This window comes from Pseudomonas sp. DCA-1, assembly GCF_046523955.1.
GTDB classification, from domain to species: Bacteria; Pseudomonadota; Gammaproteobacteria; order Pseudomonadales; family Pseudomonadaceae; genus Aquipseudomonas; species Aquipseudomonas putida_Y.
In genome coordinates this window covers 264637-290135 of record NZ_CP169881.1, presented here as the reverse complement: position 1 = coordinate 290135, position 25499 = coordinate 264637, and the positions used below count along the sequence as shown (strand labels likewise).

At 54.9% G+C, this 25499-nt stretch carries 22 protein-coding genes and 4 pseudogenes; 17 read left to right on the top strand and 9 right to left on the bottom strand.

The window, feature by feature from the left end; all coding sequences use genetic code 11:
• Positions 1-24 precede the first annotated feature (24 nt).
• The 7 genes and pseudogenes from ACE4QZ_RS01460 to ACE4QZ_RS01430 form a co-directional block, all read left to right on the top strand.
• Positions 25-1401: an L-serine ammonia-lyase gene (locus ACE4QZ_RS01460; protein ID WP_410480340.1), complete on the top strand. Its 1377-nt coding sequence runs from the start codon at positions 25-27 to the stop codon at positions 1399-1401.
• A gap of 9 nt (positions 1402-1410) precedes the next feature.
• Positions 1411-2532: a glycine cleavage system aminomethyltransferase GcvT gene (gcvT, locus tag ACE4QZ_RS01455; RefSeq protein ID WP_410480339.1), complete on the top strand. Its 1122-nt coding sequence runs from the start codon at positions 1411-1413 to the stop codon at positions 2530-2532.
• 24 nt (positions 2533-2556) lie between these two features.
• Positions 2557-3540: a lipoyl synthase gene (gene lipA, locus ACE4QZ_RS01450; RefSeq protein ID WP_410480338.1), complete on the top strand. Its 984-nt coding sequence runs from the start codon at positions 2557-2559 to the stop codon at positions 3538-3540.
• A 137-nt stretch (positions 3541-3677) separates the two neighbouring features.
• The gene (gene cycA, locus ACE4QZ_RS01445) at positions 3678-5117 is read left to right on the top strand and encodes a D-serine/D-alanine/glycine transporter (RefSeq protein ID WP_410480337.1); all 1440 of its coding nucleotides are present in this window, start codon (positions 3678-3680) and stop codon (positions 5115-5117) included.
• Positions 5118-5564: 447 nt separating this feature from the next.
• Positions 5565-6542: pseudogene (locus ACE4QZ_RS01440) on the top strand (cache domain-containing protein); the annotation flags it as partial.
• Positions 6543-6605: 63 nt separating this feature from the next.
• Entirely contained in the window at positions 6606-7448 is an 843-nt protein-coding gene (locus ACE4QZ_RS01435) for a methyl-accepting chemotaxis protein (RefSeq protein WP_410480470.1), read from the top strand.
• A 68-nt stretch (positions 7449-7516) separates the two neighbouring features.
• Positions 7517-7651 (top strand): annotated as a pseudogene (locus tag ACE4QZ_RS01430) (IS5/IS1182 family transposase); the annotation flags it as partial.
• A 908-nt stretch (positions 7652-8559) separates the two neighbouring features.
• On the opposite strand, the pseudogene ACE4QZ_RS01425 reads toward ACE4QZ_RS01430, so the two are convergent.
• Positions 8560-9156: pseudogene (locus ACE4QZ_RS01425) on the bottom strand (transposase); the annotation flags it as partial.
• 69 nt (positions 9157-9225) lie between these two features.
• Positions 9226-9582: pseudogene (gene tnpB, locus ACE4QZ_RS01420) on the bottom strand (IS66 family insertion sequence element accessory protein TnpB).
• A gap of 546 nt (positions 9583-10128) precedes the next feature.
• Here tnpB and ACE4QZ_RS01415 point away from each other — a divergent pair.
• The 5 genes from ACE4QZ_RS01415 to ACE4QZ_RS01395 all read left to right on the top strand — a co-directional run bounded on the left by ACE4QZ_RS01415 (position 10129) and on the right by ACE4QZ_RS01395 (position 14097).
• On the top strand, positions 10129-10560 hold the full coding sequence (locus ACE4QZ_RS01415; protein ID WP_410480336.1) for a hypothetical protein: 432 nt from the start codon (positions 10129-10131) through the stop codon (positions 10558-10560).
• A gap of 101 nt (positions 10561-10661) precedes the next feature.
• The gene (locus tag ACE4QZ_RS01410; protein WP_410480335.1) at positions 10662-10913 is read left to right on the top strand and encodes a DUF2933 domain-containing protein; all 252 of its coding nucleotides are present in this window, start codon (positions 10662-10664) and stop codon (positions 10911-10913) included.
• 81 nt (positions 10914-10994) lie between these two features.
• Positions 10995-13256, top strand: a complete 2262-nt coding sequence (locus ACE4QZ_RS01405; protein WP_410480469.1) for a heavy metal translocating P-type ATPase — start codon at positions 10995-10997, stop codon at positions 13254-13256.
• A gap of 113 nt (positions 13257-13369) precedes the next feature.
• Positions 13370-13639 (top strand): heavy-metal-associated domain-containing protein, encoded by a 270-nt coding sequence (locus ACE4QZ_RS01400; RefSeq protein ID WP_410480334.1) that lies wholly within the window; start codon positions 13370-13372, stop codon positions 13637-13639.
• Between the two features lie 14 nt (positions 13640-13653).
• The gene (locus tag ACE4QZ_RS01395; RefSeq protein WP_410480333.1) at positions 13654-14097 is read left to right on the top strand and encodes a DUF411 domain-containing protein; all 444 of its coding nucleotides are present in this window, start codon (positions 13654-13656) and stop codon (positions 14095-14097) included.
• Between the two features lie 84 nt (positions 14098-14181).
• Here ACE4QZ_RS01395 and ACE4QZ_RS01390 read toward each other — a convergent pair whose 3' ends face one another.
• A complete protein-coding gene (locus ACE4QZ_RS01390) occupies positions 14182-15555 on the bottom strand; it encodes a heavy metal sensor histidine kinase (RefSeq protein ID WP_410480332.1) in 1374 nt (457 codons plus the stop codon).
• The gene (locus ACE4QZ_RS01385; RefSeq protein WP_410480331.1) at positions 15552-16235 is read right to left on the bottom strand and encodes a heavy metal response regulator transcription factor; all 684 of its coding nucleotides are present in this window, start codon (positions 16233-16235) and stop codon (positions 15552-15554) included. Before ACE4QZ_RS01385 ends, ACE4QZ_RS01390 begins: the two co-directional genes overlap by 4 nt.
• Before the next feature lie 349 nt (positions 16236-16584).
• Between ACE4QZ_RS01385 and ACE4QZ_RS01380 the strand changes: the two genes are divergently transcribed.
• From ACE4QZ_RS01380 to copD, 5 genes are all read left to right on the top strand, one after another.
• A complete protein-coding gene (locus tag ACE4QZ_RS01380; RefSeq protein ID WP_410480330.1) occupies positions 16585-17115 on the top strand; it encodes a plastocyanin/azurin family copper-binding protein in 531 nt (176 codons plus the stop codon).
• A 289-nt stretch (positions 17116-17404) separates the two neighbouring features.
• Positions 17405-19228, top strand: coding sequence for a copper resistance system multicopper oxidase (locus ACE4QZ_RS01375; RefSeq protein WP_410480329.1), 1824 nt, complete (start codon positions 17405-17407; stop codon positions 19226-19228).
• Between the two features lie 9 nt (positions 19229-19237).
• A complete protein-coding gene (locus ACE4QZ_RS01370; protein ID WP_410480328.1) occupies positions 19238-20149 on the top strand; it encodes a copper resistance protein B in 912 nt (303 codons plus the stop codon).
• Positions 20150-20212: 63 nt separating this feature from the next.
• Complete coding sequence (copC, locus tag ACE4QZ_RS01365; protein WP_410480327.1) at positions 20213-20599, top strand: copper homeostasis periplasmic binding protein CopC; 387 nt, start codon at positions 20213-20215, stop codon at positions 20597-20599.
• 3 nt (positions 20600-20602) lie between these two features.
• Entirely contained in the window at positions 20603-21541 is a 939-nt protein-coding gene (gene copD / locus ACE4QZ_RS01360; RefSeq protein ID WP_410480326.1) for a copper homeostasis membrane protein CopD, read from the top strand.
• Between the two features lie 28 nt (positions 21542-21569).
• On the opposite strand, the gene ACE4QZ_RS01355 is transcribed toward copD, so the two are convergent.
• The 5 genes from ACE4QZ_RS01355 to ACE4QZ_RS01335 all read right to left on the bottom strand — a co-directional run bounded on the left by ACE4QZ_RS01355 (position 21570) and on the right by ACE4QZ_RS01335 (position 25359).
• Positions 21570-21887 carry a DUF2933 domain-containing protein gene (locus ACE4QZ_RS01355; protein ID WP_410480325.1) on the bottom strand — a complete coding sequence of 106 codons (318 nt, stop codon included), beginning with the start codon at positions 21885-21887 and terminating at the stop codon, positions 21570-21572.
• A gap of 98 nt (positions 21888-21985) precedes the next feature.
• Positions 21986-22204: a hypothetical protein gene (locus tag ACE4QZ_RS01350; RefSeq protein WP_410480324.1), complete on the bottom strand. Its 219-nt coding sequence runs from the start codon at positions 22202-22204 to the stop codon at positions 21986-21988.
• Complete coding sequence (locus ACE4QZ_RS01345; protein ID WP_410480323.1) at positions 22201-24384, bottom strand: heavy metal translocating P-type ATPase; 2184 nt, start codon at positions 24382-24384, stop codon at positions 22201-22203. The genes ACE4QZ_RS01350 and ACE4QZ_RS01345 overlap by 4 nt, the downstream gene beginning before the upstream one ends.
• A gap of 25 nt (positions 24385-24409) precedes the next feature.
• Complete coding sequence (locus tag ACE4QZ_RS01340; RefSeq protein WP_410480322.1) at positions 24410-24679, bottom strand: DUF5676 family membrane protein; 270 nt, start codon at positions 24677-24679, stop codon at positions 24410-24412.
• Positions 24676-25359, bottom strand: a complete 684-nt coding sequence (locus tag ACE4QZ_RS01335) for a methyltransferase family protein (RefSeq protein ID WP_410480321.1) — start codon at positions 25357-25359, stop codon at positions 24676-24678. The genes ACE4QZ_RS01340 and ACE4QZ_RS01335 overlap by 4 nt, the downstream gene beginning before the upstream one ends.
• Positions 25360-25499 lie beyond the last annotated feature (140 nt).

The following is a 25499-nucleotide window of genomic DNA, read 5'->3' as shown; positions in this document are numbered from 1 at the left end:
CAGGGTTTGATTGCGGAGGCATGTATGTCGCTAAGTGTTTTTGATCTGTTCAAGGTGGGCATCGGCCCTTCCAGTTCCCACACGGTCGGGCCAATGCGCGCAGCTGTGCGCTTCGCCGAAGGGCTCAGGGCCCAAGGGCTGCTGGCCCAAGTGGAAAGCTTGCGCGCCGAGTTGTACGGCTCGCTCGGCGCCACCGGCAAGGGCCACGGTAGCGACAAGGCGGTGCTGCTGGGGTTCGAGGGTGAGTACCCGGACACCGTCGATACCTCGACGGTGGCGGACCGCCTGGCGACGATTCGCGGTTCCGGCACGTTGTCGCTGCTGGGTGAGAAGACCATCCGTTTCGTCGAGAAAGAACACTTGGCGATGATCCGCAAACCCTTGCCCTACCACCCCAACGGCATGATCCTGCGCGCTTTCGATGCTGCCGGCCTGCAGCTGTGCAGTCGCGAGTATTACTCGGTGGGCGGCGGTTTCGTGGTGGACGAGGAGGCCGTTGGCGTCGACCGCATCGTCGAAGACCGCACGCCGCTGCGCTATCCCTTCCTCAGCGGGCGCGATCTGTTGGCGCAATGCACCCAGCACGGGCTCTCGGTCAGCCAGTTGATGGTCGAGAACGAAAAAGCCTGGCGCAGCCCGGAGCAGACCCGCCAGGGCCTGCTGCAGATCTGGCAGGTGATGCAGGACTGCGTCCAGGCCGGCTGCCGCAACGAAGGGATCATGCCCGGCGGGCTCAAGGTCAAGCGCCGTGCCGCGGCGCTGCACCGTCAGCTCAATGCCAATCCGGAAGCCAACCTCAGGGACAGCCTCTCGGTGCTCGACTGGGTCAACCTCTACGCCTTGGCGGTGAACGAGGAGAACGCCAGCGGCGGCCGCGTAGTCACCGCACCCACCAACGGCGCGGCCGGCATCATCCCGGCGGTGCTGCATTACTACACGCGCTTCGTACCGGGCGCCAACGAGGACGGCGTGGTGCGCTTTCTGCTCACGGCGGCGGCTATCGGCATTCTCTACAAGGAAAACGCGTCGATCTCCGGCGCCGAAGTCGGCTGCCAGGGTGAAGTTGGGGTGGCCTGCTCGATGGCGGCCGGCGCGCTGTGCGAAGTGCTCGGTGGCACGGTTCAACAGGTCGAGAACGCTGCCGAAATCGGCATGGAGCACAACCTGGGTCTGACCTGCGACCCGATTGGCGGGTTGGTCCAGGTGCCCTGCATCGAGCGCAACGCCATGGGTTCGGTCAAGGCCATCAATGCCGCGCGCATGGCCCTGCGCGGGGATGGGCAGCATTTCGTTTCACTGGACAAGGTGATTCGGACAATGCGCCAGACCGGGGCCGACATGAAAAGCAAATACAAGGAGACCGCTCGCGGCGGTCTGGCTGTCAACATCATCGAATGCTAGGAGTCACCCATGTCCACCGAACAACTACAAAAAACCCCACTGCACACCCTGCACCTTGAACTCGGCGCGCGCATGGTGCCCTTTGCCGGCTATGACATGCCGGTCCAGTACCCGCTGGGCGTGCTCAAGGAGCACCTGCACACCCGCGAGCAGGCCGGCCTGTTCGATGTCTCGCACATGGGCCAGATCCGCCTGCACGGCGCCGGTGCGGCCAAGGCCCTGGAAGCCCTGGTGCCGGTCGATATCGTCGACCTGGCGGTGGGGATGCAACGCTATGCGCTGTTCACCAACGAAGACGGCGGCATCCTCGACGACCTGATGGTCGCCAACGCTGGTGATCATTTGTTCCTGGTGGTCAACGCCGCCTGCAAGGATCAGGACCTGGCCCACCTCAGGCAGCATCTGGAAGGCCAGTGCGAGGTCGAGTCGCTGTTCGACAGCCGCGCCTTGCTCGCCTTGCAAGGCCCGCTGGCGGCCACGGTGCTGGGCCGACTGGCGCCCCAGGTCAAGGCCATGACCTTCATGCAATTTGCCAGCGTGAAGTTGCTCGGCGTCGACTGCTACGTCAGCCGCTCGGGTTATACCGGCGAGGATGGCTACGAGATCTCCGTGCCGGTGCAGGACGCGCAGATGCTGGCCCGTTCCCTGCTGGCCGAGCCCGAGGTCAAGGCCATCGGCCTGGGCGCCCGCGACTCGCTGCGCCTGGAAGCCGGCCTGTGCCTGTACGGACATGACATGGAACAGCGCACCACGCCGATCGAGGCCAGCTTGGCCTGGGCGATTTCCAAGGCCCGGCGTGCCGATGGCGTGCGCGCCGGTGGCTTCCCCGGGGCCGAGCGCATCCTCGCCCAACAGCGCGATGGCGTGCTCAGCAAGCGCGTCGGCCTGTTGCCCAAGGAGCGCGTGCCGGTGCGTGAAGGGGCACTGATCGTCAATGCCCAGGAACAGGTGATCGGTCGCGTTACCAGTGGCGGTTTCGGCCCCAGCCTGGGCGGGCCGCTGGCGATGGGTTATGTGGAGAGCGCTTACACCGCACTGGAGACCGAAGTCTTCGCCCAGGTGCGCGGCAAGCTGGTGCCGATGCAGGTGGTCAAGACACCTTTCGTGGTGCAGCGTTACTACCGTGGCTGAAGGCACGATTACTGGAGCAAGGTCATGAACGAAATCCTGCCTGAAGCCACCCGTCCGCTGCCATTGCAGGCCGGGGTGAAACTGCGCGGTGCCGAAAAGGTGGCGCGTATCCCGGTGAAGATCCTGCCCACCGAAGAGGTGCCGCGCAAGCCCGACTGGATCCGCGTGGAAATCCCCACGTCGCCCGAGGTGGCGCGGGTCAAGGCGTTGCTGCGCAAGCACAAGCTGCACAGCGTCTGCGAGGAAGCCTCGTGCCCGAACCTGGGCGAATGCTTCTCCGGCGGCACGGCGACGTTCATGATCATGGGCGACATCTGCACCCGACGTTGCCCGTTCTGCGATGTCGGCCATGGCCGGCCCAAGCCGCTGGACGTCGACGAGCCGAAGAACCTGGCGATCGCCATCGCCGACCTGCGGCTGAAGTACGTGGTAATCACCTCGGTGGACCGCGACGACCTACGCGATGGCGGCGCCCAGCACTTCGTCGATTGCCTGCGCGAGATCCGCAAGCTGTCGCCAGGCATCCAGCTGGAAACCCTGGTGCCCGATTACCGGGGGCGCATGGACGTGGCCCTGGCCATCACCGAACAGGAGCCGCCGGATGTGTTCAACCACAACCTGGAAACCGTGCCACGCCTGTACAAGGCCGCGCGGCCGGGCTCGGATTTCGAGTGGTCGCTGGATTTGCTGGAGAACTTCAAGCAACGCGTACCGGGCGTGCCGACCAAGTCCGGGCTGATGCTCGGGCTGGGCGAGACCGATGAAGAAGTGATCGAGGTGATGCAGCGCATGCGTGAGCATCAGGTCGACATGCTGACCCTGGGGCAATACCTGCAGCCATCGCGCAGCCACCTGCCGGTGCAGCGTTTCGTGCACCCGGACACCTTTGCCTGGTTTGCCGAGCAAGCGTTAAAGGTGGGATTCAAGAACGTGGCTTCCGGACCTTTGGTGCGTTCTTCTTACCATGCCGACAAACAAGTGTCCGCTGTTGTATCAACAAAGCAATAGGAGTGAGTCGTTAATTAACGATAAATAAATGCAGATGCCATAACGTCCCAGCCGTGTGATAGCCAGTACCATTGGTGAACGTCGTCGCAACAATGTAGCTCATAAAAACAATCATGATTCACGTAGTGGAGCTAAAAATGCAGAATAATGCACCCTCTTCGAAAATGGGTCGACAAGAGAGCGATCTAAAACGCAACTTGTCTAACCGTCATATACAATTGATCGCTATCGGGGGGGCCATTGGTACGGGCCTGTTCATGGGGTCAGGCAAAACCATCAGTCTGGCAGGCCCTTCAATAATCTTTGTCTATATGATTATTGGTTTCATGCTGTTTTTTGTCATGCGCGCCATGGGTGAGTTGCTGCTGTCGAATCTAAATTACAAATCTTTTATCGACTTCTCTTCGGATTTACTAGGCCCCTGGGCTGGCTATTTTACCGGCTGGACCTATTGGTTCTGCTGGATCATAACTGGCATTGCCGATGTCATCGCAATCTCCGCATATTCGCAGTTCTGGTTTCCAGATATTCCTCAATGGGCTCCAGCCCTCTCCTGTGTGGGATTGTTGTTGTCACTAAACCTGATAACCGTGAAAATGTTCGGAGAAATGGAGTTCTGGTTTGCCATGATTAAAATCGTGGCTATTTGTGCTTTAGTTTGTACCGGCGCATATTTAGCATTCTCTGGTTATCAATCGCCAATTGGCAAGATACCCACTATGGCCAATCTATGGAATGACGGCGGCATGTTTCCGCACGGGCTCATGGGCTTTTTCGCAGGATTCCAGATCGCTGTCTTCGCGTTCGTCGGTATCGAACTGGTAGGCACGACGGCCGCTGAAGCAAAAAACCCAGAGCGCAATCTGCCACGCGCCATTAACTCCATACCGATTCGAATCATCATTTTCTACGTGTTTGCTTTGATCGCCATCATGACGGTGACCCCTTGGCGCGATGTGGTGGCTAATAAAAGCCCCTTTGTTGAACTTTTCCTTATTGCGGGCTTGCCTGCGGCCGCGAGCATCATCAACTTTGTGGTGCTGACGTCGGCAGCATCGTCTGCCAATAGTGGAGTTTTTTCAACCAGCCGTATGCTCTTCGGCTTGGCACAGGAAGGCGATGCACCACAAAGTTTCAAGAAATTATCTACACGTTCCGTTCCGTCCAACGGGCTGTTTTTCTCCTGCATTTGTTTATTGTTAGGCGCAGTGTTGATGTACCTGATTCCGAACCTGATGGCGGCCTTCACCTTGATCACTACGATCTCCGCAATTTTGTTCATGTTCGTCTGGTCGATCATTCTGTTGTCTTATTTGTCTTACCGGAAAAACCGGCCGGAACAGCATAAGGTCTCGAAGTACAAAATGCCCGGAGGCGTTTTTATGGCGTGGGTGTGCTTGGGCTTCTTTGCTTTCATCCTAGCGTTACTGACCTTGGAGGTTGATACTCGCGAAGCCCTGCTCTGCGCCCCGTTGTGGTTTATCATACTGGGTGTGTCTTATCAGTTCGTACGCAAAAATAAGCTTCAGATAACACATTTCCAGCCTGGGGAAAAACAAGAAAGCCAGGTTCACTGAGTTGTGTTAAGGGCGTCCGTCTAAGTCGCCTGACTTGGCCTAGTCTAGACATGGTGTGCACTTAAACTAGGTGCGCACCAATTTGGCTTCTACAAGCGGATTTTTCAACATTGTTATCCACTGCAAATCCTTCAGGGTACCTCTAAGGAAGGGCTAAAATAGTCGCTGAAGTTTACCTGCAGCGGCTTTCACGATCAAAAATGGCAGCCCAATAAATACAATTGGGCTGTTTCTCCGAAGACAGGAGAAATTTTCGTATTACGGACGTGCCTCTCCTGCACTCAACGAGTTTTTAGCACCATCCACAAGTTCAGGCAAACGAAACAGTTTGTTGCGCAGTGTTCTAGGTTCTGTACGAAGTAACCATGGGATGGACGCCCCCGCCCATAATCGCATCACTGTGCAAGACAATAAAAACTTCAAAACCTCTTTAGCCAGGCGTCAATCATGAAAATCGTACATAAAGTTGGTATAGCTGCCGCCACAGTGCTATTCCTCACGACAGGTTTACTGTCGATGTCACAGGTCAGCGCAGTCAGGGGCAGTATCGTTTCGAGGGAGACCGCAAGCATCTCCGCGATCAGTAGCACCCTGGCTCGGCAGATTGAAAACTGGCTAAACGGAAAGCTACGTATCATCGATCTGATGGCCGAAACCATTGATAGCGACTACAGCCCCGAAAAAATCCAACACATCGTTGACAGACCGCTTCTGAAGAAAGAGTTCCTCCTGGTATTCGGTTCGCTGCAAGCAGATGGTAAACCGATCAAGAACAGCAATGACTGGAACCCAAACTCAGATTGGGATGGCCGTAAGCGCCCATGGTATGGTGTCGGGCGTGATAGTGCTCAGGCTGCCTTGACTGAACCATACGTTGACAATACATCTGGCGAAACCTTGATTTCTGCCATAACCAAAATCACTGACCATGGAAACTTCCTGGGTGTGTTTGGCGGTGACATCAACCTGAAAGTCGTAGCCAATGCGCTTAACACCATGGACTTTAATGGTTCTGGTTATGCGTTTCTGATGAGCAAAAGCGGCAACATAATTTCGCACCCAGACGCTAAATTTAACGCTAAGCCCTACAGTGAATTGTTCGGCGGCAAGACCCCGGCTCTTGGCCAAGAGCTTCACGAGGTGAGTGCCGGCGGTAAGGATTATTTGGTGTCCTTCACCCCCCTTATCAACCTGAAAGGCCTCGATTGGTACATTGGGGTGGTTCTAGACAAAGACATTGTGATGGCCGAAGCAGACAATCTTAGCCATCGCGCTATGATTGCAACCATCCTGGGGGTTCTCATTAGTTTGATTCTCCTGGGTTTGCTCATGAAGCGCTTGCTCATGCCGCTCGATAGGCTTCATCGCTCACTGATTGAAGTGAACAGTGGAAATGGCGATCTGACTCGCCGGCTTCCAGACACAGGGAATGACGAAATCGCTCTGGTGTCTAAGGAGTTCAATAGCTTCCTTCAAAACCTGCAAATCATGATCGGTGAGGTGAAAGGTAGCGCTCTCTTAGTCCGTAAACGCGCCAACGAGACATCCGACGAAGCAACTCAGTCTTCTGGTCGTTTGCAGCAGCAGTTACAAGAGCTCGATCAACTCGCTACAGCCATGCACGAAATGGCCTCTACGGCAGAAGAAGTCGCACGCAACACACAGGGAGCTGCACAAGCAGCGAAAGCGGCCAGTGCAGAAGCTGAAAGCGGAGTGCATGTCGTAGCTCAGTCCACGTCCGCAATACAGAACCTGGCAACTGAAATGGATTCGACCAGCCAGTCAATCAATGAGCTGACCAAGCTGAGCAACAACATCGGTTCGATTCTCTCTGTAATCACTGCTATCGCCGATCAGACAAACCTGCTGGCACTCAATGCAGCAATCGAAGCTGCCCGTGCTGGTGAGACTGGTCGGGGTTTTGCAGTCGTGGCTGATGAAGTCCGCTCGCTTGCGTCGAGAACTCAGCAATCTACGCGAGAAATCCGCGAGATGATCGACAAGCTCCAATCCGGGGTTCGGGAAGCGGAAATGCGAATTCAGCACAGTCGTGATACTGCCAGCCAGACGGCTGTAGAAGCCGGCGCTGCCAACGACATTCTTGAGCGCATCGGTTTGGCGATTACTCGCATCAACGACATGAACCTGCAAATCGCCACAGCAGCTGAAGAACAAAGCGCAACCACAGAGGAAATCAACCGCAACACCACGAACATTCGTGATATCTCTCATGAGGTATCCCGTGGTGCGGAAGGTCAGGTTCACCAATGCCGCGCAATGACAGATCAGGTTGGTCAGCAAGATCAGATCCTGGGGCGTTTCAAAGTTTAAATTTCTAGCAGCCGAAACCAGGAAACGTGCAGAGGGGAGTCTATTGCACGTTTTCCAAGGTAGCCTTACGAATGTTTGGCTGGTTAAAAGAGAACCGGAGAATCGGTACGCGCTACGAGAAGCTGGCGAAAAGCTTTGACGCAATGGTCTCACTAGCTTGCGCCATGCGGTGTTTGCGACATTACTTTTCGTACACAACCTAGGTACGATTTTTTCCGAATTCTGCGGGCTCCCCAACGAGAGACCACTTGGGGTGGAGGCGCTTTCAGATCTTCCGTGGTAGAGCCCAGCTGTGCGGCAGTAGCTCAAGTAATCACACTCGCCCGCTGCGTCAGCAGGCAGGTAGCAGCCCTGGCAGGCATGTGATTAGCATTTTCGCACTCCTGAATAGCAGGGTAAGAAGAGGCGGAACGAGTACAAATCAACCGGAGGATTTCCATCGCTGGTCAGTGCCAATGCAACTGCTGGTCAGTGCGAATGCAAATGGGTGGTCAGTGGGAATGCAAATGCCTGGTCAACGGGAATACTTCTGGTGGTCAAATGGCGTGCAATTTCGCATTACCGCCAAGTGCTAGGCCGGGTGCTGAGACGTACTGGGTGCGAAGATAACCAGGCATGGCTGTATGTGCTCGCCGAGCCTTCGTTGGTTCAGTTCTCCCAGCGGGTTGCAGAAGACCTGCCCGATGATCTTGCTGTCCTGGATTACACCCAACTTTTGCGCCTAGATAGTGATTGCTCTGATCTAGAGCCAGAGGCCGCTATCGAGGAGATAGCCGGTTCACTAGATCTTCATGTCAGTCGGTCACCGAACTCTGCGGAAGAGGTTATCGCAGGTGTATTGGAGGTGGAGAGCCTGTTTCGAATGGAGTTGTCCTCAGGATTCCGAACAGAGATTCTCTCCGTTTACTGAATCAAGGCTTGTTGCGATTCGGTAGTCGATTTGGAGGGGCTTTATCAAACAGGCGCCCCCAGTGACATTGGGATAGTTTCGGGCAGGCGCGAGGAGCTCCGCCAAAGCATCTCACCGAAGCCATTGATAACCTGGCTTCGCTTTCGTAGGTGATTGAATTTCCCTGTTGGTCGACCAAGACGCCTTTAGCCCCAATCATTAGGGTATGGCCAACAGGCTATCGCGCATTAAGTTCAGCAGCGGCTGGAAGTGTTCGCCGCATTGGATTACCCAGCGAGCCAGTACTTTTCAAAGCGGTGGAGCGGCAAACCGTCCATGTATTTTGTGGTCAACAGCATCGCCAGAACACTTGAACTGGCCATGCTTTTTTCAATCAGTTGAGTTGGCTTGTCCGCCGTGGCCGGTGCCCTCTCGCAATCGCGGCAACCATAGACTTTACGAACGTGTTTGATGCCACGGATCTGCATCGGCACGATTTCAAGCGGCTCACTGACTTTTTCGCCAATGGCGTGTTTGCGGCAACCACAGACGCAAGTCAGTTCGTGTTCGGAAAGCTCGCGGATAACGTCGATACACGGCAGGTCGGTCGGCAGAGGCTTGCGCTTGCCGCGACGCGTGGTCGTCTTCCTCTGAAGCCTCGTCCGCTGGCTCTGCTTCGTATTCAGCTTCGTTGAACAGGGTCATTTGCGGAGTCGCTGGTTCGACCGTCTGCTCGGTTTTTCATGCAAACAAGCGCTGCCTTGGCAGAGCAACTTGCTCTTCGAGCAAACCACCCCGGGATTGCATCTTTGCAAGCATCTGCTTGAGCAATTAGGGGGCGTCAGGGAGGTCTTCGGGCATGGAATTCATGCCGTTGATTATACCGATTCAGGCCACGAATCGCGGCGTCAAAACCTGATGTGGACGGTTGCGCCAGAGGTCGAAGCCGTCGAGTAGCCAGTTGAGTTCCTGGACGGTCAGGACAAACGCCTCGTTGGTGGCATCGGGCGATGTTTTGAATCGCTCAGATTCCAAGCGTTTGAGCCAAAGGCAGAACCCGTTACGCTCCTAGTACAAAATCTTTACTCGGTTGCGCGGCTGGTTGAGGAAGACAAAAAGCACTGGATCGAGAACGGCGACCTTGATGTCCAGCTCTACCAGTGCGGCTAGGCCATCAATGGATTCTCGGAAATCGACGGGCTTGGGGTAGAGATACACTTTTTCCACTTTGGCATCGGGTCGCATCATGGCGGGCTGGCTCCAGAGTAATCGAGAGCACAGCATCCGAGATTAGCTATGCGCTTTGAATGTGGGATTCATGGAGCGGTTACAAAATCCCAAGTTTATGAATTTTTGTTTTCAGAGCGGTTGGTAACAATATGTCGAAATGATGAAGCGGAACGTAAAGTTTGCGCAAATTGTGCATAATCCTAGATGTACATTACAAAAATGTAATGTTTGCCTAAGCTTGCTGACAGGTGGACAGGACTAGCGTAGTAAGAAAGCTACATGCTCAAGTTAGGAGTGACCTATTTTGAACGCGGGCTAAGGCCAGATAGAGTCTGGCTAATAGCCAATGCTGGGCACGAAGACCTATCACCAAGACGCTTGATTCAAATCAATTTAAACTTAAGTGTAATTGGTAAATTTGCTGAGTCATTTTCATTGACTAATATGCCCATGGCTGACCAAGGACTCTGCGCTTCATGGCGATTATGCTGTGGTAGCAGGTGTCCACAGCAACTATTAGCTAGGGGACCACTTTGAACCAGACTATATTTGGAGTCTTTTATGCGTGCGCACGTTAAATCACTGATTGCCGCCCTACTAATCAGCAGCCCGCTGGTCGTTTCGGCTACCGAAGAGCACCATCCTGAGCAAAGTGCCACCTCGCCTGCAACGACTGAGAGCAAGGCTGCTACTGTCCAAGACAAAGCCATGGCTGAGCAGATCAAAAAGATGCAGGTCATTCACGACAAGATCGCCACAGCCAAGACCCCGGAGGAGCGGCAAGCTGCCATGCAAGAGGGTATGACTGCGATGAGGGATGGTCTTGGCATGATGCAGAAGGGCTGCAGCGGGGCCGGCATGGGGCAGCACATGCAAATGATGGACTCGAAGATGATGGGCATGATGATGCAGATGATGGATCAGCAGTCGAATATGATGGGACAGCAGTCTGGTATGCCGATGCAACAATCGGCTGAGAAGCCCGCCCAGTAGCGTAGAGGAGTGTCAAAAATCCCCCTATTAGCCTGGAGAGCAATCGGGCGAGCCTCCAGGCCGCAATAGTTCATTTATTTTGCTGGCGCTGGAGAACATTCATGAGCAATGCCCCTCCATCACGCGATTCACTGACATCCTTCTGGCGCAGCAAGCCGGGTATTGCAGTCGGCATGCTGCTAGTCATCGCACTCTTTTACTTCGCTCGCGAACACTACGGCCACATTTCCTTACTATTGCCGTATGCGATCTTATTGTTGTGCCCGCTGATGCATTTGTTCGGTCACCACCACGGTGGGCACGGCCATGATCGCGGAGCCGGCAGCTTACCCAAGGATGGCGACAAAGGCTGACACATGCACAGTTATCAAGACTTACACCCGGCGCCGTTGACCAATGCGGATTCGGCCGAAGCGAAAGATCCGGTTTGTGGCATGACGGTTAGTGCGGTTAGCCCTCATCGCATGGATTTCAAGGGACAGACTTGGCTGTTCTGCAGCGAAAAATGCCGGTTGAAGTTCCAAGAAGCGCCAGAACGCTATCGCGCTGCAGTGCAAATCTCGACAACGAGCTCCGTAGCCCAGGCAGGTGAAACCTGGTACACCTGCCCAATGCACCCCGAGATACGTCAGCTCGGTCCGGGTACCTGCCCCAAGTGCGGCATGACCTTAGAGTCTGTACTACCGGAGCTGGAACAGGAAGAAAACCCTGAGCTCAGGGATTTTTCCCGGCGCTTCTGGTGGACCTTGCCCCTGACCATTGTTGTTACGCTGCTGGCTATGGGCGGGCATGCTTTGAATCTGTTCCATGGCGTGTTGCAGAATTGGGTTGAGCTCGTCCTCGCCAGCCCCGTCGTGCTTTGGGCTGGATGGCCGTTCTATGTTCGTGGCTTACGCTCGGTACTGCAGCGTAGCCCGAATATGTGGACATTGATTGGTCTAGGCACGGCCGCCGCCTTTCTCTACAGCGTCGTGGCCACACTGGCCCCGTCAGTGTTCCCGGCAACGTTCATGATGGAGGGGCGTGTCGGCGTCTATTTCGAAGCTGCAGCAGTCATTATCTCGCTGACCTTGTTGGGGCAGATGCTCGAACTCAAGGCGCGCTCGCAGACTTCGGCGGCTATCAAGTCGCTGCTGGGTTTAGCACCGAAGACGGCCCGGCGGATCAATACCGATGATAGCGAAGAGGACATCGAGCTCAGCCACGTGCATCTAGGTGACCGGCTACGCGTACGCCCCGGTGAGAAGGTCCCGGTCGATGGTCTGGTCGTCCGGGGCGAAAGCGCCGTCGATGAGTCCATGCTGACTGGTGAACCCTTGCCGGTGCTGAAGCGGGTGGGCGACACGCTCATCGGTGCAACCTTGAATACCCACGGTAGCCTGATTATGCAGGCGCAGAAGGTTGGATCGGAAACCATGCTTGCGCAGATTGTGCAGATGGTTGTGCAAGCGCAGCGCTCGAAGGCGCCGATGCAGCGCTTGGCTGACGTGATTGCTGGCTACTTCGTGATGGTAGTCATTGCGATCGCCTTGCTAACTCTGATTGGCTGGGGAATCTGGGGGCCGCAGCCCAGTTGGGTGTTCGGCCTGATAAATGCTGTGGCAGTGCTAATCATCGCCTGCCCCTGCGCCCTCGGCCTGGCGACCCCGATGTCGGTGATGGTCGCCACGGGCAAGGCCGCTGGCAGCGGAGTACTGTTCCGCGATGCGGCGGCTATAGAAAGTTTGCGCAAGATCGATACGCTGATCGTTGACAAAACCGGCACCCTTACCGAGGGGCGCCCGGCATTCCAGAGTGTCGAGGCAGTGGTCGGCTTCAGCGCTGAAGAGGTTCTGCGGCTGGCCGCCAGTCTAGACCAAGGCAGCGAGCATCCACTGGCTCAGGCCATCGTCGAGCAGGCGCGAGCGAAGAAGCTCACGTTCAGTACAGCGGATAACTTCGAAAGTGCGTCGGGAATTGGCGTTCGCGGCCAAGTCGACGGGTATCAGTTACTGCTGGGTAATACTGTGCTGCTTGCCGATGCTGGGGTGGACTACGCTGCCTTACAGGCCAGAGCCGAGCAGCTTCGCAGCGACGGCGCAAGCATCATGTATCTAGCGGTGGACGGCGCCCTAGCTGGTTTGCTGGCGGTCGCAGACCCAATCAAGCCTACCTCCAAACAGGCAGTGCAATACCTGCAGGACGTTGGTGTTAGGGTTATCATGGCCACTGGTGACGGTCTGACTACAGCTCGCTCGGTGGCCCGGCAGTTGGGCATCGAGGAAGTACACGGCGAGGTCAAGCCTCAGGATAAGGAGCGCTTGGCTGCCGATCTGCAAGCTGCAGGACACCATGTGGCAATGGCCGGCGACGGCATCAACGATGCGCCCGCCCTAGCGCGTGCCGATGTCGGTATCGCTATGGGTACCGGAACCGACGTAGCGATGAATAGTGCCCAAGTCACCTTGGTCAAAGGCGATCTGCTAGGCATTCTCCGCGCTCGCAATCTGTCAATGGCAGCGGTGCGAAACATGCACCAGAACCTGGCTTTCGCCTTCGCCTACAACGCTATGGGCATACCACTGGCAGCTGGGTTGTTCTATCCGCTGACCGGGCATCTACTTTCCCCGATTATTGCTGCTTTGGCTATGAGCGTGAGTTCGGCATCGGTCGTCTTCAATGCCTTACGCCTGCGCAATGTCTCGCTCGATAGCTAGATTTGACAGGCTTGACCTTGCCACTATGTCAAGGTCGAACATGGTTCCAGGCCCCAGCCGCTTTTAGTCGGCATCCTGGGCAGAGAAGGTTTCCTTACTGAGGAGTCACCACGATGAAAAGCATCGATCTGCGAGTTAAAGGTATGAACTGCGCTTCCTGTGTCCGACACGTGAATGCCGCATTGGCGCTGGTTGCTGGGGTTGCCGAAGTGTCTTTAGACCTCGCGGCAGGCCGGGTGCGCGTCAGCGGTGACGCCGATGCCCAGGCGCTGATAGCTGCCCTGCAGGACGCCGGCTATCCGGCGAAGGTTGAGGGCCCGGCCCTGATGCCGGAAGGCGGCAAGGCGCCTGGTTGTGGCGGTAGCTCCTGTTGCTGCCACTGAGAGAGGGATGCGCCATGCACAAGGTACTTCGTCTGACCGCTCTCGTTGGCGTGCTCATGGCATCCATCGCACAGGCCGCCACCCCCATCAACGTCTACCGCGATCCCAACTGTGGTTGCTGTAAGAGCTGGATCAAGTATCTGGAGACCAACGGCTTCAGTGTGAACGATCACGTCGAGCCGAACATGAGCGCACTCAAGGAGCGCTTGGGCGTGGCACCACGACTGTCTTCTTGTCACACCGCCGTGATTGGCGGAAAGTTCGTCGAGGGGCATGTTCCAGTGGAGCAGATTCGCGAGTTGGTGCAGCATCCGGAGCTGGTCGGCATAGCGACTCCAGGCATGCCCGCTGGCTCGCCGGGCATGGAAATGGGCCGGGCCCGGCAGACCTACCAGGTGATTGGCCTTACCCATGATGGAGTCGATGAGGTTGTCGCCGACTATCCAACGACCCAATAGCTGGGCGAATTGTCTGGCAGGCTGCTTTCCAGTGGCGCGCCTTGAGTTCAACGAGACACGCCGTTTTGATCGTGCCGCGCACCATCAAGTACGCAGTGGAAACTCCAAGTGGAACGCTGTCACTCCGTTTGTTGAGGTGCACCAAATTCGCCCATGGTGTGCCTCGACAATTGAACGCGAAATCGCTAGGCCAAGGCCCGCATTATGTGATTCCCCCTCGCTTCGTGCGGGGTCGGCACGGTAAAAACGGTCGAATAACTTATTCAGGTGCTCGGGGGGAATTGTACCTCCGGGGTTGACAACGGAAAGTGTCACGGCATCAGTACGACTTTCAATAGTAACGTCGATTGTTGCACCCGCAGGGGTGTAGCGGACAGCGTTCGATAGCAAGTTGGAAATTGCCCGACGCAACATCAAGCTGTCGCCCTGAATACACGCTGCGCCGCTAAGGCGAAGGTCAATGCCGCGCTCTTCTGTGAGAAGGCTATAGTATTCGAAGAGCTTCAGCACAACCTCCTCAAGATTGATCCTGGTTGAATCAGGAGTGATAAGGCCATTGTCAGACTTTGCCAGGAAGAGCATGTCATCGATCATTCGTGACATGTGATTCAAGCTGTCGAGGTTGGAATAGAGGTTTTCCTCATAGTCTTCGATACAACGCTTTTTGCTGAGAATCACCTCTGTATGGGTGAGTAACGTTGTGATAGGGGTGCGGAGCTCATGGGCAATATCTGCCGAAAAATTGGAGAGGCGCACAAACGAATCGTCTAGTCTGGCCAGCATCTCATTGAAAGAATTTACCAGCTCTTGGAGTTCAGAGGGGACTGGGGCCAGTGGAATGCGCTCTTTTAAGGACTTTGCTGACATCGATGTGGCTACCGCAGTTACTTGGCGTATTGGTCGCAACCCATTCCTAACAACTACGACCCCCAATGCACCGCTTGTAATTGCGCTGATGGCTAGGCCTATCCAGAACCAACGCTCTAGCATCATGAAAAAATGTGAGTGGCTAGTAACATCCAATATCAGGGTGGCAGTTGCTGAGTGAGGCCCAGACTGTGGGCCAACCCTCGCAGTCATGCCCCTGTACAGCCGACCATTATGCTCCCACCTCCACATATCTGCATTTTCCTGAGAAAACGGTGTCGGTAAATTAGAAATGTGAGAGTTCGAAAAAAGAACAATACCCTCCGTTGTGGTGATGACCGCTTCAAGCTCATGGTGTGCACCAAGTAAAGCATTCAGTTCCAGGCGAACGTGGCTGCTCTCCAGATTGGAATTTGAGGCCATAAGAATTTGTTGAATAGAATCGAGCTTCTCGGTGATCGTCTGCTGGTCCTGCATCCAGAAATGTCGGCGACTGAGTTCACTGAAGCTCACTCCGGCAACGGTCAAAACCGACACTACAGCGAGCATGAACATCAGGCTCATGCGAGCGGTTAAAGATAAACGTGTCATTGCTGCTCGGGCTCTTCGAGCATGTACCCCATGCCCCTAACCGTATGGATCAGCTTGGGCTCAAAATCATCGTCGATCTTGGCCCGAAGCCGCCGCACCGCTACCTCGATAACGTTAGTATCGCTATCAAAGTTCATGTCCCATACCTGGGACGCAATCAGCGATTTCGGAAGAACCTCCCCGCGCTTCCGCATCAACAGTTCAAGCAGCGAGAACTCCTTTGCCGTCAGGTCAATGCGTACGCCACCCCGCGTAGCCCGGCGCTTGAGAAGGTCCACTTCGAGATTCGCGATTTTCAGGGTCACTTGGGCTGGGGCTCCTGTCGCACGCCGTAACAGTGTGCGGACACGCGCTAAGAGCTCGGCAAAGGCGAAAGGCTTAACCAGATAATCATCTGCTCCCAACTCAAGTCCCTTGACGCGATCATCCACACCGTCGCGAGCAGTGAGGAACAGCACCGGAACATCCTTGCCAGCGGCCCGTACCATGCGTAGCACCTCCCATCCAGTGAGGCCAGGCATCATGACGTCTAGGATTAGCAGGTCATACGACTCGCTGAGTGCATGCTGGAGCGCGTCAGTACCTGAATTGACCAAGTCAACATTGAAGCTTGCTTCGCGCAGTCCTTGCTGCAAGTACAAGCCAATTTTTGGTTCGTCTTCCGCGACAAGCAGTCTCATTTTTCTTACTCAATAGCTGAACAATACTGAGAGTGTGCCGCTACTAATCATCACCAACCAGATACTGACAAAAATGTAATCTGAGCATAAGCCAAGGGTAAGGAAGGTATAGCTAAGGTTGAGATGGATTTCTAGGGCTGGTGCATTGCTTGTGGCTATCTGAGCACGCGAGGTGCACGACTGGCATGATCCCCTTAAGGGCCACCACCAATGCTCCTTTGGCCAAACGGCTCCGCTTTGGAGCCGTTTTTTTAGCAATCAGCATAGCCGTTCAAGTGCTAATGCCAATTTCATGATTTATATTCTATTGAGCTGCCTTTGAAATGACTATTGGTTTGCGAGGTGTTTTATGGGAACTAAAATTCCAAGTTTATTAGTTGGTCTGCTTTTGTCGGCTCTATCAGCAGCCTCGATGGCTAGCGAAGAGACTGTGAGTTTCGACTTTGGGCATCGTGAAGTACCGGAAAAAGCAGATCGAACGATTGAGGTTAAAATTGGAGACCTCTACTTTGAACCGTCTCGTATAGATGTAAGGAATGGCGAGACCGTTCGATTTATTTTGAAAAATGAAGGTTTGGTGCTTCACGAATTCAACTTGGGCACGTCAATCGCACACCTAGAGCACCAGAAGGAAATGGTTGAAATGTTCAAGAGCGGCTATCTCACGGCGATGAAAGTGAACGATGCCGGCCATGGCATGACTGGCATGGAGGGTAACATGCATGGCATGAACCATAGTGATACCAACAGTGTTCTGATTGAGCCAGGTCAGACCAAGGAACTGGTCTGGACTTTTAGCAGTGCATCGGGAATACAATTTGCGTGCAACATTCCTGGGCATTACCAGAAAGGGATGGTGGGGCAGATTGCCATAAAGTAACTGATAGCAGCGTCTCCCGCTGCATTAGAGCGATAGGTTTGCGGTTGCTGTGGCGGCTGACAGCGATGATAGCTGCGGGTGTGCGTCGCCCCACAATCCAGACAAGCCGCGGCGAGGTCGAATTCTTACAGAAATGTAATCACTATTGATGCCTAAATATGGCAAATTTTCAATTACGTCCGAGCTGTTGGTCGTCAGTGGCAGCATAAAGCCATTATTAAAAGTAGCTCGCAAATCGTTCTATAAATTGGATCATAAGATCTCTCTCTCCTAGCAGGGTCGTAGCGGAATGCAAAACAAAACGTCAAGACGGACTTTCGTTAAGGGGCTTGCCGCAACAGGTATTCTCGGCGGACTCGGTTTGTGGCGCACTCCAGTTTGGGCCGCGGCCAGTCCGACTCAACCGACGGTGCTTGCTGGTACGGATTTCGATTTATTCATTGGTGAAACTCCTGTCAACCTGACGGGAGCAGTTCGTACAGCGATGACTATCAACGGATCACTTCCGGGGCCAACGTTGCGTTGGCGCGAAGGTGACACCATTACGATCCGCGTTCGTAATCGCCTGAAGGAAGAGACCTCCATTCATTGGCATGGAATAATCCTCCCAACCAACATGGATGGCGTTCCGGGCCTGAGCTTTCAGGGAATCGCACCCGATGGTATGTATGAATACAAATTTACAGTCAAGCAGCATGGTACCTACTGGTATCATAGCCACTCGGGCTTCCAAGAGCAGGTTGGCGTTTACGGCCCCTTGATTATCGATCCAAAAGAGCCAGAGATATTCTCTTCTGATCGCGACTATGTCGTAATGCTGAGCGACTGGTCAGATGAGAGCCCCAGTCGCGTCCTTGCCAAGCTGAAGAAAAACTCTGGTTTTTATAACTTCCATAAGCGCACTGTCGGGGATTTCATTGATGATGTAAGCGAGAAGGGTTGGTCGAAAACTATTGCTGATCGAAAGATGTGGGCTGAAATGAAGATGAGCCCCACTGATCTCGCCGATGTCAGCGGCTATACTTATACCTATCTTGTCAACGGCCACGCTCCCGATACTAATTGGACTGGTCTCTTTAAGCCCGGCGAAAAGGTTCGATTACGTTTCATCAATGCCTCGGCGATGACCTACTTTGATGTTCGAATTCCTGGGCTGAAGCTGACGGTCGTGGCTGCAGATGGTCAGCCAATCCAGCCGATTAGTGTCGATGAGTTCCGCATTGCCGTTGCTGAAACCTATGACGTCATTGTCGAGCCGACAGACCAGGCCGCTTACACCATCTTTGCCCAATCCATGGATCGTACTGGCTACGCCCGAGGCACCCTTGCCGTAAAAGAAGGAGTAAGTGCCTCTGTGCCTGCACTGGATCCGCGCCCGCAAATCACCATGGACGATATGGGAATGGGGGGCATGGACCATAGCAGCATGGCCGGCATGGATATGGTCGGAATGGACCATAGCAGCATGGCCGGCATGGATATGGGCGGCATGGACCATAGCAGCATGGCCGGCATGGATATGGGCGGCATGGACCATGACAGCATGGCCGGCATGGACCAAAACCAGATGCAAGGAATGGGCGCAAAAATGCAATCTCATCCTGCATCCGAAGCAAACAACCCCTTGGTCGATATGCAAACCATGAGCCCTATGGCGAAGCTCAGTGACCCAGGTATTGGCTTGCGTAACAATGGCCGACGCGTGCTGACCTATGCAGACCTCAAGAGCACCTTCGTCGATCCTGACGGTCGTGATCCTTCCCGCACCATCGAGTTACACCTGACCGGACACATGGAGAAGTTCTCCTGGTCGTTCGATGGCATTGAATTCGCCGACGCCAAACCGCTACTCCTCAAATACGGTGAGCGAGTTCGTATCACCCTAGTGAACGACACCATGATGACGCACCCCATCCATTTGCATGGAATGTGGAGTGATTTGGAGGATGAACAGGGTAATTTCATGGTGAGAAAGCACACTATCGACATGCCGCCGGGGTCTAAGCGCAGCTATCGTGTGACGGCTGATGCCCTAGGCCGCTGGGCCTATCACTGTCATCTGATGTATCACATGGAACTGGGCATGTTCCGTGAAGTGCGAGTGCAGGAGTAGGAGAAAAGCATGGAATTCGAACAGACCCGCCGCCCCGTTCTGGCCAGCCTCGCGATCCTCGGGGTGAGCCTGCTACCTCTTGCAGGCGTGCGTGCAGATGAGCCGATGCAAGGCATGGACGGCTCCCAGATGCAGAGCATGGACCACTCGCAAATGCAGGGCATGGATTATTCCGATATGCAAGGAATGCAGCCCGCGGCACCATCGGAAAGCCGGACGCCAATCCCTGCGTTAACTGATGCTGACCGTGCTGCTGTGTATAGGGGCGGTATGGATCACCACATGGGCGGGAAAGCTCTTAACTCATTGTTCATCATTGATCAACTGGAGTGGCAGAATGCTGATCAAGGCAGCGCCCTCAGTTGGGAGGCTAACGGCTGGGTGGGTGGCAATGTTGATCGACTATGGCTGCGCTCCGAAGGAGAGCGGTTTAATGGTGCTACCGAGAAAGCAGAGCTGCAGGCCCTGTGGGGACACTCCATCGACCCGTGGTGGGATCTGGTTGGCGGCGTGCGGCAGGACTTCAAGCCTGGCTCGCCACAAACCTGGGCTGCATTCGGCATCCAAGGCTTGGCCCTGTATGACTTTGAAACTCAGGCAACTGCATTTTTGGGGGAAAATGGTCAAAGTGCTTTGAGGCTCAAAGGGGATTACGACATCCTCCTAACCAATCGCTTGATCCTTCAGCCGACAGCCGAAGTGAACCTTTATGGCCAGAATGACCCTCAACGCGGCACCGGATCCGGTATCTCGGACTCAGAGATCGGACTGCGGATTCGTTATGAGATCTACCGAGAGTTCGCGCCATACATAGGCGTCACCTGGAACCACCTCTACGGAAAAACGGCGGATTACGCCAGCGAAGAGGGGGCAGACTCCAGCGACACACGTCTTGTTGTCGGCGTGCGTATGTGGTTCTAACCGCCCCTTTATCCTTATTACTAAATAGACACACATTGCGGTATTAACCGCGAGGAATCTTGCATGCAAAGTCTTAGAAAACTCGCCGTCATGGCTGCGCTCGGAGCTGGAATGTTGCTGAGTGCAGCGGTCCAAGCGCACCCTAAACTGGTGTCCTCGTCACCTGCCGAGGGAAGCACTGTCGAGGCGCCGGCCAAGATTGAGCTACATTTTTCGGAGAAGCTGCTAACTCAGCTCTCTGGCGCCAAGCTTGTCATGACTGAAATGCCTGGTATGTCTCATTCGTCCCCCATGGGCGTGAAGGCTGCTGTCTCTGGCAGTGTCGATCCGAATGTGATGCTCATCACGCCGACAGCTCCGCTGACCACTGGGACTTATCAAGTCCAATGGCGAGCTATTTCTTCCGATACGCATCCGATTACTGGCGCTGTAACCTTCAAGGTGAAGTAAGCCATGGGCGACCCCATCACAATCACTCTACGTTTCGCCCTGTATATCGACTTGATTATGCTTTTTGGTCTCGCATTGTTCGGGCTTTACAGCCTCAAGGGACAAGAGAGGATCAGCGGGGCTGTGTTCAATTTTGAGGCGATATTGCTGTGGGCCGCCTTTATCGGCATCTTGCTTTCTGTGGTAGCAATGCTGCAGATGGCGAAGGTGATGAGTGGTGTTTCCAGTTTTTCAGAGCTGCACCGCCATATTCTGCAAATGATCTTGACCGGCACCGATGTGGGCTTGACCTGGATGGTCAGAATAGCGGCACTGTCATTGGCCGCGATGGCTGCGATGCTCAGCAAGCGCGCCCCAACATTAAGCTTGGTTATGGCGTCAGCATTGGGTGCTATAGCCCTAGCTACCTTGGCATGGACAGGGCATGGAGCTATGGATGAAGGTATTCTGCGCTATGTGCATTTCACCAGTGACATTACGCATCTTCTCGGTGCGGGTGGCTGGCTCGGAGCATTGGTCGCATTCGTGCTGCTGCTCCGCTCTAAAAGGCTTGACGGGGAGCAACATCTTCGCCTGCTGTCGCGGACCTTGACTGGTTTCGAGTCTGCAGGGGCTTTGATCGTGATCAGCTTGGCCATTACCGGTATTGCAAACTACGTTCTTATTGTTGGCCCAGAGATCAGTGGCGTGATGAAGAGCACTTACGGCTCATTGCTAGCGCTCAAGATTGCACTTTTTGCAGGTATGTTGGTCCTTGCAGCAGCGAACCGCTTCCGCCTCAGTCCGTTGCTTGATCGTTCGTTAGAAACTGGTCGTTATGCTCCAGCCATCAGCGCCCTGCGTCGCAGTATCATTCTGGAATTTGCTGTGGCCGTTGCCATTATCAGCCTTGTTGCTTGGCTCGGTACACTGAGTCCTGAAATGAATATGGCGATCGAGTGATGGTATAGCAAAAAATACTGCCAATCTGTCATGCAGGGCGATCAGGATATTTCGTCTTGTTATCGTGTAGACCATCGTGCTCATGGCTATTGCGAGCGCTGGTGTGTTGATGGCCACAGCAACTGTCGTGTTCACCACTTTCATCGTGTTCATGCTCGCCATGCCTATGCCCACGATGCATGAAAAAATGCATCAGTGGGCAGGCCAGTACTAGCAGGAATGGCAGATACGGAATGACGTGGGCCCTGTGCTCGGTGAATAGGAAATAACCGATGATGGCAAGGAAGCCTAAAAAGTACCAGTTGGTACCCCTTGCGCGGTGCTGGGGTAAGTTATGTTGACTCATGATGGCACTCCTTGGAGGGAACGGGAGGGACGGCTATAAGCGCATCGGTTTATCTGTCCAGTGCGTCGGCAATTTAGGGTGGTAAGTCGGATTAGGTATCAAGGCAGTTTTTTCCTTTTCAGTTGCCGATGAGCCTCGGCCATGTCCTTGTCAAATTGGCGGACGCCGCGAAAAAGTTGCACCCCGACCAAGACCGGGCACAGCAGGAAAATTGCTGCCAGGACAAACGATTTTCCAGTCAGCCCCAACAGGTAAACCACTGTTGCGATACCCACAACACTCACCAGGAGGCAGATAATAAAAACCTCGCGCTTCATGATTTGGCCTCCTGACTTAAGCCAATACGGGCACGTTTCAGCAGCGCGGAGTTGGCGATTACCGACAGGGAGCTGAGTGCCATAGCAGCGGCAGCGATGATGGGGTTAAGCAGTCCAAAGGCCGCGATTGGAATGCCGATGCTGTTGTAGATGAACGCCCAGAACAGGTTTTGTTTAATCTTGACCATGGTCGCGCGCGACAGCTTGATCGCAGTGACCACATCACGTACATCGTTCTTGAGCAAGATGATGCCTCCGGTTTCCTTGGCTACATCCGAACCTGAGCCAATGGCGATGCCGATGTCTGCGGTGGCCAAGGCAGGCGCATCGTTGACACCATCGCCAACCATGGCCACGACCTGCCCTTCGCTTTGCAATTGACGGATCACTGCGGCTTTGTCGTCCGGCAATACCTCGGCAATCACTCGCTCGATGCCGACCTGCCGAGCGACCGCTTCGGCAGTACGGCGGTTGTCGCCGCTCAGTAGCACGACCTTGATGCCGCTTGCCTGCAATGCCGCAACGGCCTCAGCCGCTTCGGGTTTAATGGTATCGGCCACAGCAATGACCCCGAGCAAGCGATCACCGACACCGACCAGCATGGCGGTCTTGCCATCGGCTTCCAGGCTGATGAGGTGCTCCTCGGCAACCTCGGTCGAAATGCCTTGGCGGGCGAATAAACGCCGATTGCCCAACCAGATTTTGCGACCGTCGATACTGCCCTCGATGCCGTGACCGGCGATCCCATTGATGTCGGTCGCTTTCGGTAGGCTGATATCGCGATGCCGGGCGGCGCGAACTATCGCTGCGCCGAGCGGATGTTCTGAGCCGGATTCCACGGCGGCGGCGAGCATCAAAACCTCGTTTTCCAACGCTGTGCCGAACGGGATCACATCGGTTACGTTTGGTTCGCCTCGGGTAATAGTGCCGGTTTTGTCGAACACCACCGTACTCAGTTTTTCTGCCCGCTCTAATACTTCACCGCCACGGATAAGGATGCCATTATCGGCCCCCTTGCCGACACCGACCATTAGCGCGGCGGGCGTCGCCACGCCCAGTGCACAAGGGCAGGAAATGATCAGAACCGCGATAAAGGCCAATAACCCCTGTGGGAAATTCCCCGCAAGAGACCAACCGACCAAGGCCAACAGTGCGACGGTCACCACAGCCGGCACAAAGTAGCCAGTGACCTGATCGGCCAATCGCTGGATCTGTGCCGTGCTGGTCTGTGCCTCCTCGACCATTTTGATTATCTGCGCCAGTGCGGTATCGGCACCGATTCTGCTCGCCTTGAAAGTGATCACGCCACTGCCATTGAGCGTGCCTCCGATCACCGGACTACCCGGGTGTTTGTCGACCGGCATCGACTCACCGGTCAGCATGGACTCATCTACCGTTGACTGACCTTCACTGACATCACCATCGGTGGGGATTTTTTCGCCAGGTTTGACGACCAGGAACTCGCCGGCCATGACGCTCTCTGCGGGCAGGTCGACTTCTTGCCCATCACGAATCACATGTGCGATCGCGGGTTTGAGATCAAGTAAGCGCCGTACTGCGGCGGAGGACTTCTTCTTGATGATCTCCTCCATGTACCTACCAAGCAGTACGAAGGCGATTATGACCGCCGACACCTCGAAATAGACGTCGCGCTCGGCCACCTTGACAGGTAAGACGTCTGGGAAGAACAACACCGCGACGCTATAGAAATAAGCGACCGAAGTGCCTAGGGCGATCAGAAAATCCATGTTGATATTACGGGTGCGAATGGCGTTCCATGCCCCCTTATAGAAACTCCAACCACCGATGAACTGCACTGGTGTTACCAGCAGGAATAGCCATATACCCCACGTGAACCAAGGGAGCGCCGGGATCGGCACCCAAGTCAGCAGTGTGGCACCAGCAGCCAGTGCAATGAAGGCACCCGCACGCAGTAGCGCCAAGGCCAGTACTCCGGTCAGGGCAATAGTCACGCGAGTTTTCATCGCCTTCAGTTCGTTTTCTGGCGACTCGAAGGTTCGTAGGCAGGTATCGCTGCAAAAGTAATAGCGGCGCCCGCCACGTTCTCGTGACAGTGCTTTGGTCTTATCCACCATCATCCCGCAGATCGGATCTTTAGCCATTTTTCCTGAAGCTAGCGTCTGCTGATGCTGGCTGTGTTGCATGTGTGATTCGTTCATCACTGCCTCTTCATCGAATCAGCTATCAAGGCCTGCCATGCAGCTTGCCGGATAGCCAAGCAAACAAGGTTCCGACCACCGCTCCCCATACGCTCAAGACCAGCAGTGGCCCGACGAAGGTCGCCACACCGTAGTCTTGCGAAGATTGAAGGCGACCGAAGTCGAGTCCATGGAACAGGGCGCTGAGAAAGGCGATACCCTGCGCAGGCCATAGCGCATAGAGCAGTGCACAGATGGTGTAGGAAATGGCCATGGTCAAGGCCAGAGAAATGCCAGTTTTCCAGGGAGCGTTCATGGTTGTTTTCCCGAGCTTGGAGGGTCGTCAGTAGTGCTGGGACTGTGGGTGGTCGACCAAGGCAGGAACGCTGGAGTATTTTCGCAATAAAAGCGGTAGGCATCACCGAAGTGCGCAAGCATCTCCTGTTCTTCCCGCTTCGCCAGCTTGGCGTAGACCAGCAGGAGGATTGGGAACATTACCAAGGTGATCAATGTCGGCCACTGCAACAGAAAGCCAAACATGATCAGCACGAAACCGACGTACTGCGGGTGACGGATCCGTGCATAGGGACCGACTATCGCCAGTTGGCCAGTGCTTTGGGCCTTGTAGAGCACACGCCAGGCGGCCGCTAGTAACCAGAAGCCGCCAGCGATCAGCAGATTGCTGATAATGTGGAATGGGCCCCAGTGCGGATTGACCTTCCACCCCATAATGGTTTCGAGCAAATGCCCTGCGTCGTGCGAGAGGAAGTCGATACCAGGGAAGTTACGAGTGAGCCAGGGCATCAACAGGTAGATAGTCAGTGGAAAACCGTACATTTCGGTAAACAGAGCCACTAGGAACGCCGAGAACATGCCAAAGGAGCGCCAATCGCGGCTCGTCTTAGGCCGTGTGAAGCTGAAAGCGAACAAAATAAACACTAACGAGTTGATTATGACCAGCGACCAAAGACCATAGGCCGATTCAGTATGGTTCATGGTTGGTGCTCCTCACTTGCCTGGTGTGTTTTCTGTTCGTGCCTTTGCGGATGATCGCCGCGGTCGTCGGCCATAAATGCATAAGTGGGTCGGTTGCTAATTGCAGGTAGGGTAAGGCGTTCTGCACGTATGTTGGGTGA

Excerpts from the sequence above, each read along its gene's own strand:
- ACE4QZ_RS01370 (WP_410480328.1), top strand. The coding sequence starts at position 19,238 with ATGGAATTCGAACAGACCCGCCGCCCCGTTCTGGCCAGCCTCGCGATC.
- ACE4QZ_RS01400 (WP_410480334.1), top strand. The coding sequence starts at position 13,370 with ATGAAAAGCATCGATCTGCGAGTTAAAGGTATGAACTGCGCTTCCTGT.
- cycA (WP_410480337.1), top strand. The coding sequence starts at position 3,678 with ATGCAGAATAATGCACCCTCTTCGAAAATGGGTCGACAAGAGAGCGAT.
- ACE4QZ_RS01380 (WP_410480330.1), top strand. The coding sequence starts at position 16,585 with ATGGGAACTAAAATTCCAAGTTTATTAGTTGGTCTGCTTTTGTCGGCT.
- ACE4QZ_RS01405 (WP_410480469.1), top strand. The coding sequence starts at position 10,995 with ATGACGGTTAGTGCGGTTAGCCCTCATCGCATGGATTTCAAGGGACAG.
- ACE4QZ_RS01355 (WP_410480325.1), bottom strand. The coding sequence starts at position 21,887 with ATGAGTCAACATAACTTACCCCAGCACCGCGCAAGGGGTACCAACTGG.
- ACE4QZ_RS01410 (WP_410480335.1), top strand. The coding sequence starts at position 10,662 with ATGAGCAATGCCCCTCCATCACGCGATTCACTGACATCCTTCTGGCGC.
- gcvT (WP_410480339.1), top strand. The coding sequence starts at position 1,411 with ATGTCCACCGAACAACTACAAAAAACCCCACTGCACACCCTGCACCTT.
- ACE4QZ_RS01350 (WP_410480324.1), bottom strand. The coding sequence starts at position 22,204 with ATGAAGCGCGAGGTTTTTATTATCTGCCTCCTGGTGAGTGTTGTGGGT.
- ACE4QZ_RS01435 (WP_410480470.1), top strand. The coding sequence starts at position 6,606 with ATGATCGGTGAGGTGAAAGGTAGCGCTCTCTTAGTCCGTAAACGCGCC.
- copC (WP_410480327.1), top strand. The coding sequence starts at position 20,213 with ATGCAAAGTCTTAGAAAACTCGCCGTCATGGCTGCGCTCGGAGCTGGA.
- ACE4QZ_RS01335 (WP_410480321.1), bottom strand. The coding sequence starts at position 25,359 with ATGAACCATACTGAATCGGCCTATGGTCTTTGGTCGCTGGTCATAATC.
- ACE4QZ_RS01375 (WP_410480329.1), top strand. The coding sequence starts at position 17,405 with ATGCAAAACAAAACGTCAAGACGGACTTTCGTTAAGGGGCTTGCCGCA.
- ACE4QZ_RS01385 (WP_410480331.1), bottom strand. The coding sequence starts at position 16,235 with ATGAGACTGCTTGTCGCGGAAGACGAACCAAAAATTGGCTTGTACTTG.
- ACE4QZ_RS01460 (WP_410480340.1), top strand. The coding sequence starts at position 25 with ATGTCGCTAAGTGTTTTTGATCTGTTCAAGGTGGGCATCGGCCCTTCC.
- ACE4QZ_RS01345 (WP_410480323.1), bottom strand. The coding sequence starts at position 24,384 with ATGAACGAATCACACATGCAACACAGCCAGCATCAGCAGACGCTAGCT.
- lipA (WP_410480338.1), top strand. The coding sequence starts at position 2,557 with ATGAACGAAATCCTGCCTGAAGCCACCCGTCCGCTGCCATTGCAGGCC.
- copD (WP_410480326.1), top strand. The coding sequence starts at position 20,603 with ATGGGCGACCCCATCACAATCACTCTACGTTTCGCCCTGTATATCGAC.
- ACE4QZ_RS01395 (WP_410480333.1), top strand. The coding sequence starts at position 13,654 with ATGCACAAGGTACTTCGTCTGACCGCTCTCGTTGGCGTGCTCATGGCA.
- ACE4QZ_RS01390 (WP_410480332.1), bottom strand. The coding sequence starts at position 15,555 with ATGACACGTTTATCTTTAACCGCTCGCATGAGCCTGATGTTCATGCTC.
- ACE4QZ_RS01415 (WP_410480336.1), top strand. The coding sequence starts at position 10,129 with ATGCGTGCGCACGTTAAATCACTGATTGCCGCCCTACTAATCAGCAGC.
- ACE4QZ_RS01340 (WP_410480322.1), bottom strand. The coding sequence starts at position 24,679 with ATGAACGCTCCCTGGAAAACTGGCATTTCTCTGGCCTTGACCATGGCC.